Source organism: Streptomyces sp. NPDC001848 (assembly GCF_042891915.1).
Taxonomy (GTDB): domain Bacteria; phylum Actinomycetota; class Actinomycetes; order Streptomycetales; family Streptomycetaceae; genus Streptomyces.
In genome coordinates, this window is record NZ_JBIATP010000002.1 from 303,778 (window position 1) to 315,440 (window position 11,663).

Sequence of the window (11,663 nt, forward strand, 5' to 3'; positions counted from 1 at the left end):
GCGCAGTGCCGCAGAACACCATTACACCTGGCGCACCTGGCACCTGGCACCTGGCACCTGGCGCCGTGGTTCCGCCGGTCTCCGAAGCCGCCCCGAACCCGGACCGGACCCGTCTGCCGTGCCGCAGGCCGGCATCGTCCGTCCGGCGGGGGAGGAGCCCGTGCCGCCGGCCCGGATCCGGGCCGGCGGCACTCCGTCTCAGCTCCCTTGCTGGCCCGACGGGCGGCGCATCAGGGCGGTCCAGCGGGCCGTCCAGCGGGCCCTCAGATCGGCCCAGCGGTCCGCCGCCGCCCATACCGCGCGCATCGCCGACGGTGGCGCCACGATCGCACGGAGGCGGGTCCGCCGGTTGACCGTCGAGCGCAGGGACGCCCGCAGCTTCCGCACGTCGTCCACCAGGCCCGTCTCGGACCGCGGCTCCGGCGCGTACAGCACCTGCTCCACCGCGCCCGCCACCCGGTGCACGGCACCGGCCGTCTCGGGGTCCAGCCGGCCGAGCCGCACGATCCGCTCGGCCGCCTTGCGCGGGGTCAGCGCGTCGTCCGGCGCGATGCCGTAGTCCCACGCCGTGTCCGTGAGCTCCCGCCACACGGCCAGGGTGTGCCCCACGGCCGCCTCGGGCGCCCGGCTGGAGGCGGCCTCACCGCGCAGCACCGTCACCCCCACGTCGTCCGCGTCCCCGTCACCACCGCGATCCCCGCGGCGGACGCGGGCGAGCGGCGGCACGGAGGGGGCGTGCCGCGCGGAGGCCAGCCGCACCGACCGGCTCCTGAGCCGCCAGAGCATCGGCGTCAGCGGCACCGCCACCAGCACCAGACCCAGCAGCGTCCAGAACAGCACCCGGTACCACGGCGGACCGTCGTCCCCGGAGCCCCCCGCGACCTGCGCGGACCGGCTCGGGCACCCCTCCAGCTTCCGCAGGGCCGCCGAGCAGCTCTCGCTCGCCGACGGCGCGGCGGACGACGCCGTCGACGACGACAGCGACGGCCGCGGCACCACCGGGATCTCCCCGGTCGGCGTGTTCGACTGCGTGTAGGACGGGGTCGAGCCCCGGTTCGGGGTCGGCTCGAAACGGGTCCAGCCCACGCCCTCGAAGTACAGCTCGGGCCACGCGTGCGCGTCCCGCAGCCCCACCGACATCGAACCGTCCGCCTGCGGCGACCCCGGGGTGAAACCGACCGCGACCCGCGCCGGTATCCCCAGCGTCCGTGCCATCGCGGCCATCGCGAAGGAGAAGTGCACGCAGAAGCCCTGCTTGTCCTTCAGGAACCGGGCGATCGCGTTCGGTCCGGTGCCGACCTGCACCTGGGTGTTGTAGGTGAAGCCGCCGTCGACCGCGAAGTAGTCCTGGAGCTTGACCGCCTCCTCGTAGTGGTTCGACGACCCGGCCGTCACCCTGCGGGCCGTCTGGGCCACCACGGCGGGCAGTGAGGACGGCACCTTCGTGAACTCGCGCCTCAGCGACGCAGGCGGTTCCGGCGCCTCGGCCAGCTGCTCCGCCGTCGGCTGCACGACCAGACTCCTGACGTCGTACTGCACGCCCCGTGTGTTCTGCCCGTGGTCGCCGACGAGCGTGCGGCCCACCGGTTCGTACCGCCAGCTGCCCTTGATCTTCACGCTCGTCGCCGGGTACGGCATCGGCAGCCAGTCCTGTGCGTACCAGTCCGCCGCCGAGATCCGCGTCTCGATCTCGGTCCGTCGCACGCTGCCCGCCAGCCCTGTCGGCGTCGGGAACGTGTCCGGCACCGAGGTGATGTGCCGCTGGGCGGGCTTCCAGGTGGTGCCGTCGAAGTCGTCCAGGGCGACGATCCTCAGGTACATGTCCTGGGTGTCGTCCGTGTTGGTGCGGTACGCCATGACCTGACGGTCCTGGTCCACGTTCAGGCTGTCGCGCAGCGACACCAGCGGGTTGACCGCGGAGATCGTGTTGCCGTCGCCGAGCCCCGCGCCCACCCCGGCCCCGGTGCCGTCCAGCAGCCCACCGCGCAGCGAGGGCAGGGCCAGCGGCACCACCAGGGCGACACCGAGCGCCACCGCGCCGATCCGCCGCCCGGTGCGCACGGGAGCCACCGCGCCCCCGGAGTCCGCGCCCTGGGCGCGCGGGCCGCCGGTGAAGACCCGCCCCCACTGGGAGAGCCGGTCCCGGCCCTCGGCCAGCAGCAGCATCAGATAGCCGCCGGCGGCCACCAGGAACCACACCCAGTCGGCTCCGCCGTGCGACAGGGCCGTGGCCACCGCGTACAGCGCGAGCAGCGGGAGGCCGGCCGGGGCCGCCGCACGGAACGTCACCGCCAGCGCGTCCACCAGCAGCCCGATCAGCAGCACCCCGCCGACCACCATCAGCCGGATCCCGGGTGTCAGCGGCGCCGGGCTGGTGTACCGCCCGACGTCGTCCCTGCCCGACTGCAGCAGCTCCCCGAAGTGGCGGAACGCGTCCGGGCCGGGGACGAACCCGGCGAGGGACTGCTGCCGGGCGAAGACCAGCGTGAGCAGCAGCAGGGCGACCACCACCTGGCAGGCGAGGGTCAGCGGACGTGCCAGCGGCACCCGCCGGGTCGCCGCACCCACCCCGGTCACCACCGCCACCAGCACCGCCGCCTGGAGCAGCCAGGTCGCCGGGGACACCAGCGGCAGCAGGGCGCACGACGTCATCAGCGTCGCCGCCGCGGCACAGACCGCCAGACGTGCCCGCCCGCTCATGACCGCCCCTCCGTACCGCTCACGGCGCCCACGCCCGTGCGCTGCCGGTCCGCCTCGCGCCACAGCTCCGTCAAGGCCACGCCCCGGGGCACGCGCAGAGCGGTCCAGCCCGCCTCGCGCAGCAGCCGCAGCCGCTCCTCGCTCCGGGCGCACGCGCCCGGCACATCGCCCGTCTCGCGTCCCCAGGCGTCGCTGTCCAGCACGAACGCGAGCGCGCCGCCGCTGCGCCCGCTCATCTTGGCGGCCATCGCGGTCTGCTCCTCGTCGAGATCGCCGAAGAACGCCACCAGCAGCCCCTCGTTCCCACCGCGCAGCACGTCGTAGGCGCGCGACAGACCCGCGCCGTCCGAGTGGTCGATCACGGCGAGTGTGTCCATCATCAGGCCGGCCGCGTCCGCAGACTCCTGGCTCGCGCCCGCGAACCCGTCCGCGCCCTCACCGGGCACCGAGCTGCCCGTGTCGGTCAACAGCCGCACCGAGAAGCCTCGTTCGAGCATGTGCACCAGCGTGGACGCCGCGCCCGTCACCGCCCACTCGAACGCCGAGTCGGGGCCCGCGCCCTGGAAGGCGATCGCCCGGGTGTCGAGCAGTACCGTGCACCGGGCCCGCTGCGGCTGCTCCTCCCGGCGCACCATCAGCTCGCCGTAGCGCGCGGTGGAGCGCCAGTGCACCCGGCGCAGGTCGTCACCGTACCGGTACCCGCGCGGGATCACGTCGTCCTCACCGGCCAGCGCGAGCGAGCGCTGCCGCCCGTCGCCGTACCCCTGCGCCTCACCGGCGAACCGGACCGGCGGCAGCGGCTCCACGCGCGGGATGACCGTCAGGGTGTCGTACGTGGAGAAGGACCGGGTCAGCTCGCACATCCCGAAGGGGTCGGTCAGCCGCAGCTGGAGCGGGCCCAGCGGATACCGGCCGCGCAGGTCCGAGCGCACGCGGTAGGACACCTCGCGGCGGCCGCCCGCCTCCACCCGGTCCAGGACGAACCGCGGGCGCGGCCCGAGGACGTAGGGCACCCGGTCCTGCAGCATCAGCAGCCCGGTGGGCAGCCGCGAGACGTTGTCCATGCGCAGATGGACCCGCGCCTCGGAGCCCGCGGGCACCCGCGAGGGGGACAGGCGGCGGCTGCCGGCGACCCGGTAACGCGTGCGGTACAGCACGGTCGCGCACGCCAGGGGCAGTACCGCCAGCAGGAGCCCGACCCGCAGCAGTTCGCCCTGGCCGAGGACGTAGGCGCAGATCGCGGCGGCCACACCGGCGGCGAGGAACGACCGGCCGCGCGTGGTCAGCCCGGCGAGCGCGGTGCGCAGCCCGCCCCGGGCCTCCTCGGCGGTGCGCGCCGTCCCCCCGTGGGTCATCACAGGCTCCGGGACGGCTGCTCGCCGAAGCCGCGACCCATGGTCAGGCCGGACTGCTGCTGGGGCGTCGCGGGCACGGGGGTGCTCTGCAGGATCTCCTGGACGACCTGCTCCGCCGTACGGCGGTTGAGCTGGGCCTGGGCGGTGGGCAGCAGTCGGTGGGCCAGGACGGCCACGGCGAGCGCCTGCACGTCGTCCGGCAGCGCGTACTCCCGGCCGGCCAGGGCGGCGGAGGCCTTCGCCGCGCGCAGCAGATGCAGCGTGGCGCGCGGCGAGGCGCCGAGTCTGAGGTCGGGGTGCGTGCGGGTGGCGGCGACCAGGTCCACCGCGTAGCGCCGGACCGTCTCCGCGACGTGGACGCCGCGGACGGTCTCCACCAGCTTCACGATCTCGTGCGCGTGCGCCACCGGCTGGAGGTCGTCCAGCGGACTGACCCCGCCGTGGACGTCGAGCATCTGCAGTTCGGCCTCGGGGCTGGGGTAGCCGATGGAGACACGGGCCATGAAGCGGTCGCGCTGGGCCTCGGGCAGCGGATAGGTGCCCTCCATCTCCACCGGGTTCTGGGTGGCGACCACCATGAAGGGGCTGGGCAGTTCGTAGGTCTGGCCGTCGATGGTGACCTGCCGCTCCTCCATCGACTCCAGGAGGGCGGACTGGGTCTTGGGCGAGGCGCGGTTGATCTCGTCGCCGATCACGATCTGGGCGAAGATGGCCCCCGGCTTGAACTCGAAGTCCCGCCGCTGCTGGTCCCAGATGGACACGCCCGTGATGTCCGAGGGCAGCAGGTCGGGCGTGAACTGGATGCGTCGCACCGAGCAGTCGATGGACCGGGCCAGTGCCTTGGCGAGCATGGTCTTGCCCACGCCGGGGACGTCCTCGATCAGCAGGTGCCCCTCGGCGAGCAGCACGGTCAGCGAAAGCCGTACGACCTCGGGCTTGCCCTCGATCACTCCTTCCACCGATCTGCGGACGCGCTCCACAGTGGCGGTCAGATCAGTGAGGCTCGCTCGATCGTCATAGGTCGTCACCCGGCCCTCCTCGGCCCGTTCTTTCTCCGGGCCGACGCTCTGCTGTGCGGACCGGCCCACCCCGAATCACGGACACCACGCGAGAGAAGTTCCGCGTGACGTCACAACCCGCATTCTTGCCGCCGTTACCGATTCGTGTCACTCGGCTGTGGATAACTGGCCGCGATATGTCGGCCTTACGGGCTTTCTGGCGCACCGGAGCCGGGATCTTTGTCCGAATGGACTTTTCCCGGCGCCCTGCTGACGGCGGGTGGAGTACGGGGTGGGCGCCCGGAACGTGCCGTTACGCCGGGTCGATCTCCCGCAGCAGGCCCGTCTTCACATCGAACACGAAACCGCGCACGTCGTCCGTGTGCAGCAGGAACGGCGAGCTGCGCACCCGCTGCATCGACTGGCGCACGTCCTGGTCGACGTCACGGAAGGACTCGACAGCCCAGGAGGGCCGCTGGCCGATCTCCATCTCCAGCTCGTGCCGGAACTCCTCGGTCAGCGACTCCAGGCCGCAGCCGGTGTGGTGGATGAGCACGACGCTGCGGGTGCCGAGCGCCCGCTGGCTGATGGTGAGGGAGCGGATCACGTCGTCGGTGACCACGCCGCCCGCGTTGCGGATGGTGTGACAGTCGCCCAGCTTCAGGCCGAGCGCGGCATGCAGGTCGAGCCGTGCGTCCATGCAGGCCACGACGGCGACGCCGAGCACGGGACGGGCGTCCATCCCGGGATCGGCGAACGCGGCGGCGTAGCGCTGGTTGGCCTCGACGAGTCGATCGGTGACGGAGCCCACTATGGCGCCTTCGGGACCGGCGGGTACGGATGCGGAAGTCGTCATAACCATGACGTTACTGGTCACGGGCGCTCTCGGCCTGCTGTGAGACGGGACAAAGAACGCCGCAGTGGCTTGTTGTGAGGTAATCCACACGGGACGGGAAACATCCACCGGACGGGTGAATCCTTTCGAATCCCGCTCCCGAGGCGGGCCGGTGGCGCCACGCGCGGCCCGTTGATTGACCGCGCGACAGGGTGGACTAAAGTGACGCGAAGCGGGAGGCGAGACGCTCTCCCCGCCCCCTGTTCACCCCGCAGACGCCGGCGGACGCCGACGACTCCCCGCGTGCGCGGCGCGTACGTACGGCTCGGCCTCCTCCCGCTCCCGGTCGGCTGACGCTTCCGGCGCCGGCAGGCCGCCTTGTGAGCGGGCGGGAACCTGGCGGTGCGATGCGGCCGCGCCGGATCTGAGAGGCCCCCTTGTCCGAGAGTCGACACGTGCCCGTCATGCTCCGGCAGTGCCTGGACATGCTGGCCCCGGCCCTCGCCCGGCCGGGAGCCGTCGTGGTCGACTGCACCCTCGGGCTCGGCGGCCACAGCGAGGCGCTGCTCGCGCGGTTCCCCGAGGCCCGCCTCATCGGGCTGGACCGGGACAAGGAGGCGCTGCGCCTGTCCGGGGAGCGCCTCGCCCCGTTCGGCGACCGCGCCACGCTGGTGCACGCGGTCTACGACGAACTGCCCGACGTGCTCGCCCGGCTCGGTGTTCCCCGCGTCCAGGGCGTGCTCTTCGACCTCGGCGTCTCCTCCATGCAACTCGACGAGGCGGAGCGCGGTTTCGCCTACGCCCAGGACGCCCCGCTCGACATGCGCATGGACCAGACGACGGGCATCAGCGCCGCCGAGGTCCTCAACACCTACCCGGCCGGCGACCTGGTCCGGATCCTGCGGACCTACGGCGAGGAGAAGCAGGCCAAGCGGATCGTGTCCGCGATCGTGCGCGAGCGCGAGAAGGAGCCGTTCACCAACAGCGCCCGGCTCGTGGAGCTGATCCGCGACGCGCTCCCGCAGGCGGCCAAGCGGACCGGTGGCAACCCGGCCAAGCGCACGTTCCAGGCGCTGCGCATCGAGGTCAACGGCGAACTCGCCGTCCTGGAGCGGGCGATCCCCGCGGCCGTCAAGGCGCTCGCCGTCGGCGGCCGGATCGCCGTCCTCTCCTACCACTCGCTGGAGGACCGCCTGGTCAAGCAGGTGTTCGCGGCCGGCGCGGCGAGCACTGCGCCCCCCGGGCTGCCGGTCGTCCCCGAGCGCTACCAGCCCCGGCTCAAGCTCCTCACCCGCGGTGCCGAACTTCCCACCGAGGAGGAGATCGCCGAGAACCGCCGGGCGGCCCCGGCACGCCTGCGTGGTGCCGAGCGCGTCCGTGAGGACGTCGAGTGAGCGAGGGCACCGAGTGAGTCGTACGACAACCGAGTGAGCCGCACGAAAGGGGTGGGCGAGTGAGCAGGAGGCGCGAGGAGGGTGTGGAAGCGCGCCGGGAGGGCGTGTGAGCGGCAAACCCGAACTCAAAGGCCGGGCCGCCCGGCTCGCACGGCTGATCCCCGCCGGCGGCAACCGGGCCGCCCGTACCCCCTTCGTGCTGCTCGTCGTCCTGCTGCTCGGCGGCGGCCTCATCGGGCTCCTCATGCTGAACTCCGCGCTCAGCGAGGGCGCGTTCAAGCTCGACGACCTGCAACGGCAGACCAAGAGCCTCACCGACGAGGAGCAGGCCCTCCAGCGGGACGTGGACGCCTACTCCGCCCCCGACGCCCTCCAGCGCCGGGCCCGCGAACTCGGCATGGTCCCCGGCGGCGACCCCGCCTTCCTGAGCCCCGACGGCACCGTCAAGGGCGTCCCCGGGCCCTCCGGTCAGCAGGCCTCGGTGAGCAGCGCCGCCGTGCGCCCGCCCGAGGCGCTCGCCACCGCCCCCAGCCCGGCGGCACCGCCGTCGCCGTCCCGCTCCACCCGCCCGGCGGCCACCCGCTCGGCCGCGTCCCCGACACCGGCCGCCCGTACGGCCGCGTCCCCGACCCCGCCCGTACGCCCCTCCCCGACCCCCGGCAGGTGACGGAAGTGTCCGACAGGGAACCGCCGCGCCGTCGCGTACCCGGCCCCGCCAGGCCCGTGCGGCCCGACGCCCGGCGCCGCCCGGGCCCCGGTGCCCGCCCGGCACGCCGCCCGGCCCCGGGCCGCCGCCCCGCCCCGCGCACCATCCGGCTCGGCAGCCCCCGCCCCCGGCTGCGCCTGATCGGTCTCGCACTGACCCTGGTGATGTCCGCCTTCGTCGTACGGCTGCTCCAGGTGCAGGCCGTGGACGCGAGCACGTACACCGCCAAGGCCGACCAGAACCGCTACGTCGGCCGCACCCTGGCCGCCGTCCGCGGCGAGATCACCGACCGCAACGGCGTCGAGCTGGCGAGCAGCGTGGACGCGTACGACATCACGGCCGACCCGACGCTCTTCACGCCCAAGGCCACCAAGGTCGCGGACGCCCCCGAGCAGGCCGCCGCGCTGCTCGCCCCGATCATCGGCCAGGACAGCGCCGAGATCGCCAGGAAGCTCAGGACCCCGGACACCCAGTACGTACTGCTCGCCCACCGCCAGACCCCTCAGGTGTGGAACCAGATCAAGGATCTGAAGAACACCCTCGCGGCCAAGGCGAGGACGGACCCGCACACGGCCAACGTCCTCGCCGGGGTCCTCGCCGAGCCCACCAACAAGCGCGTCTACCCCAACGGCGACCTCGCCGCCGGGGTGCTCGGCTGGGTCAACGCCGACGGCAAGGGCGCCGGCGGCATCGAGCAGCAGCTGAACCAGGAGCTGGCCGGCAAGGACGGAAAGATCCGCTACGCCCAGTCCGGCGGGCGCCTGGTGCCGACCGCGGGATCCGCCGAGACACCGGCCGTGGCCGGTTCCGACATCGAACTGACCATCGACCGCGACATCCAGTGGGCCGCCCAGAGCGCCATCACCGATCAGGTCAAGAAGTCCAGGGCGGACCGCGGTTACGTCGTGGTGCAGGACACCCGGACCGGGCAGATCCTGGCCCTCGCCAACTCGCCCGGCTTCGACCCCAACGACCTCTCGCACGCCAACTCGGCGGCCCTCGGCAACGCGGCCCTGCAGGACGCGTTCGAGCCCGGCTCCACCGCCAAGGTCATGACCATGGCGGCCGTGCTCCAGGAGAACGCCGCGACCCCGCTGACCCACGTCACCGTGCCCAACCGGCTGCACCGCGGCGACCGGCTCTTCGCGGACGACGTCGACCACGCGACCTGGTACCTGACGCTCAACGGCGTCCTCGCCAAGTCCAGCAACATCGGCACCATCCTGGCGGCCGGCCAGCTCGGCAGGACGCAGGCGCAGGCCAACCAGGTCCTGTACTCCTACCTGCGCAAGTTCGGCATCGGCCGCCCCACGGGGCTCGATTTCCCGGGTGAGACCGCCGGCATCCTCGCGCCGGCCGACAAGTGGTCGACCTCCCAGCAGTACACGATCCCCTTCGGCCAGGGCGTGTCGATCAACGCGGTGCAGGCCGCGTCCGTCTACTCGACCATCGCCAACGGCGGCGTGCGCGTCGAGCCCTCCCTGGTGCGCGGCACGAAGGGCCCCGACGGCCGCTTCACCCCGGCCCCCAAGCCCAGGACGACCAGGGTCGTCAGCGACAGGACGGCGAAGACGCTCGCCCAGATGCTGGAGGCCGTCGTGGACGACGGGCAGGGAACCGGCAACAAGGCGCGCATCCCCGGCTACCGGGTCGCGGGCAAGACGGGTACGGCCAACCGCGTGGATCCGGCCACCGGCAGGTACCGCGGCTACACGTCATCCTTCGCCGGGTTCGCCCCCGCGGACAACCCGCGTGTCACCGTCTACTGCGCGATCCAGAACGCCACGAAGGGCAGCTACTTCGGCGGCGACATCTGTGGCCCCGTCTTCAAGCAGGTGATGGAGTTCGCCCTGAAGACCCTCCAGGTCCCGCCCACCGGAGCCGCTCCCGCGAACCTGCCCGTCACGTTCACGCCATGACAAGCACAACGAAGCACTGACGAGCACTGACGAGCACCGACGAGCACCGACCAAGCACCGACGAAGCACTACGGGAAAGACCGACCAGGAACCAGCTCGTGACGACGATCACCCCCGATCCCGGGAACCACTCCCCCTCCACGCCCTCGCTTCGCTCCCGCGGGGGTGCGCCCGGTACGCTCACCGCCGTGCCACACGCTGATCAGTCCCCCATCACTCAGAAGGGCGCTTCCGTGACATATCCGGGACCGCCCAGGCCGCATCACGTCTCCGCCACACCCCTCGCGGAGCTCGCCGGTCAGCTGGGTGTCACCGCGCCGGAGGGCGCCGCCGAGGTCACGGGCATCACCCACGACTCGCGCGCCGTCCGCCCCGGCGACCTGTACGCCGCCCTGCCCGGCGCCCGAGCGCACGGCGCGGACTTCGTCGCCCAGGCCGCCGGCCTCGGCGCGGCCGCCGTGCTGACCGACCCGGCGGGCGCCGAGCGCGCCGCCGCGACCGGCCTGCCGGTCCTGGTGGTGGCCGACCCGCGCGGACGGATGGGCGAGCTGGCGGCCACGATCTACGGCCACCCCGGCCGTGACCTGCTGCAGATCGGCATCACCGGCACCTCCGGCAAGACCACCACCGCCTACCTCGTCGAGGGCGGCCTGAAGACGGTCCGCTCCACCGGGCTGATCGGCACGGTCGAGATGCGCATCGGCGAGACCCGCATCAAGTCCGAGCGCACCACCCCCGAGGCCACCGACCTGCAGGCCCTGTTCGCGGTCATGCGTGAACGCGGGGTCGAGGCCGTCGCCATGGAGGTCTCCAGCCACGCGCTGGTCCTCGGCCGCGTCGACGGCTGCGTGTTCGACGTCGCCGTCTTCACCAACCTCAGCCCGGAACACATGGAGTTCCACTCCGACATGGAGGACTACTTCCGGGCGAAGGCGCAGTTGTTCACGGAGAAACGCAGCAGGCTCGGCGTGGTCAACATCGACGACGAGTACGGCCGCAGGCTGGCCAAGGAGGCCGGCGTCCCGGTCGTCACGTACTCCGCCGAGGGCCACCCCGACGCCGACTGGCGTGCCGAGGACGTCCACATCGGCCCGCTGGACTCCACGTTCACCGTGATCGGCCCCAAGGAGCAGCGGATCGCCGCCAGGTCGCCGCTGCCGGGCCCGTTCAACGTGGCCAACACCCTCGCCGCCGTCGTCGCCCTCGCCGAGGCCGGGCTGGACCCGCAGACCGCCGCCGACGGCGTCGCCGCCGTGCCGGGCGTCCCCGGGCGCCTGGAGCGCGTCGACGCGGGGCAGCCCTACCTCGCGGTCGTCGACTACGCCCACAAGACCGACGCCGTCGAATCGGTGCTGCGCGCCCTGCGCAAGGTCACCGAGGGCAGGCTGCACGTCGTCATCGGCTGCGGCGGCGACCGTGACACCACCAAGCGCGCGCCGATGGGCGCCGCCGCGGCCCGGCTCGCCGACACCGCCGTACTGACCTCCGACAACCCCCGCTCCGAGGACCCCCTCGCGATCCTCGCCACCATGCTCCAGGGAGCCGCGTCCGTGCCCGCGCACGAGCGCGGCGAGGTCCAGGTCTTCGAGGACCGGGCCGCCGCCATCGAAGCCGCCGTCGCCCGCGCGCGGCCCGGGGACACCGTGCTCGTTGCGGGCAAGGGCCACGAACAGGGCCAGGACATCGCCGGAGTGGTCCGTCCCTTCGACGACCGCCAGGTGCTTCGCGAAGCTATCCAGAAGACCCAGGGATGAAC

At 73.0% G+C, this 11,663-nt stretch carries 8 protein-coding genes; 4 read left to right on the top strand and 4 right to left on the bottom strand.

Annotation, left to right across the window (positions count from 1 at the left end; genetic code table 11):
• Positions 1-198: 198 nt before the first annotated feature.
• The 4 genes from ACFYZJ_RS04470 to ACFYZJ_RS04485 all read right to left on the bottom strand — a co-directional run bounded on the left by ACFYZJ_RS04470 (position 199) and on the right by ACFYZJ_RS04485 (position 5,909).
• Positions 199-2,700 (bottom strand): DUF3488 and DUF4129 domain-containing transglutaminase family protein, encoded by a 2,502-nt coding sequence (locus ACFYZJ_RS04470; protein WP_388562739.1) that lies wholly within the window; start codon positions 2,698-2,700, stop codon positions 199-201.
• Positions 2,697-4,055 carry a DUF58 domain-containing protein gene (locus tag ACFYZJ_RS04475; protein ID WP_388562741.1) on the bottom strand — a complete coding sequence of 453 codons (1,359 nt, stop codon included), beginning with the start codon at positions 4,053-4,055 and terminating at the stop codon, positions 2,697-2,699. Before ACFYZJ_RS04475 ends, ACFYZJ_RS04470 begins: the two co-directional genes overlap by 4 nt.
• Positions 4,055-5,083: an AAA family ATPase gene (locus tag ACFYZJ_RS04480; RefSeq protein WP_388562743.1), complete on the bottom strand. Its 1,029-nt coding sequence runs from the start codon at positions 5,081-5,083 to the stop codon at positions 4,055-4,057. The genes ACFYZJ_RS04475 and ACFYZJ_RS04480 overlap by 1 nt, the downstream gene beginning before the upstream one ends.
• A gap of 283 nt (positions 5,084-5,366) precedes the next feature.
• On the bottom strand, positions 5,367-5,909 hold the full coding sequence (locus tag ACFYZJ_RS04485; RefSeq protein ID WP_388562745.1) for a beta-class carbonic anhydrase: 543 nt from the start codon (positions 5,907-5,909) through the stop codon (positions 5,367-5,369).
• A gap of 416 nt (positions 5,910-6,325) precedes the next feature.
• Here ACFYZJ_RS04485 and rsmH point away from each other — a divergent pair, with 416 nt between their 5' ends.
• From rsmH to ACFYZJ_RS04505, 4 genes are all read left to right on the top strand, one after another.
• Complete coding sequence (rsmH, locus tag ACFYZJ_RS04490; RefSeq protein WP_388562747.1) at positions 6,326-7,282, top strand: 16S rRNA (cytosine(1402)-N(4))-methyltransferase RsmH; 957 nt, start codon at positions 6,326-6,328, stop codon at positions 7,280-7,282.
• A gap of 106 nt (positions 7,283-7,388) precedes the next feature.
• Complete coding sequence (locus ACFYZJ_RS04495) at positions 7,389-7,949, top strand: septum formation initiator family protein (RefSeq protein WP_388562749.1); 561 nt, start codon at positions 7,389-7,391, stop codon at positions 7,947-7,949.
• A 5-nt stretch (positions 7,950-7,954) separates the two neighbouring features.
• The gene (locus tag ACFYZJ_RS04500) at positions 7,955-9,907 is read left to right on the top strand and encodes a peptidoglycan D,D-transpeptidase FtsI family protein (RefSeq protein WP_388562751.1); all 1,953 of its coding nucleotides are present in this window, start codon (positions 7,955-7,957) and stop codon (positions 9,905-9,907) included.
• A gap of 233 nt (positions 9,908-10,140) precedes the next feature.
• Positions 10,141-11,661: a UDP-N-acetylmuramoyl-L-alanyl-D-glutamate--2,6-diaminopimelate ligase gene (locus ACFYZJ_RS04505; RefSeq protein WP_388563371.1), complete on the top strand. Its 1,521-nt coding sequence runs from the start codon at positions 10,141-10,143 to the stop codon at positions 11,659-11,661.
• Positions 11,662-11,663: the final 2 nt, after the last annotated feature.

Bases quoted from the DNA above. Each gene is read 5' to 3' on its own strand.
- ACFYZJ_RS04485 (WP_388562745.1), bottom strand. From the start codon at position 5,909: ATGACGACTTCCGCATCCGTACCCGCCGGTCCCGAAGGCGCCATAGTG.
- ACFYZJ_RS04470 (WP_388562739.1), bottom strand. From the start codon at position 2,700: ATGAGCGGGCGGGCACGTCTGGCGGTCTGTGCCGCGGCGGCGACGCTG.
- ACFYZJ_RS04475 (WP_388562741.1), bottom strand. From the start codon at position 4,055: ATGACCCACGGGGGGACGGCGCGCACCGCCGAGGAGGCCCGGGGCGGG.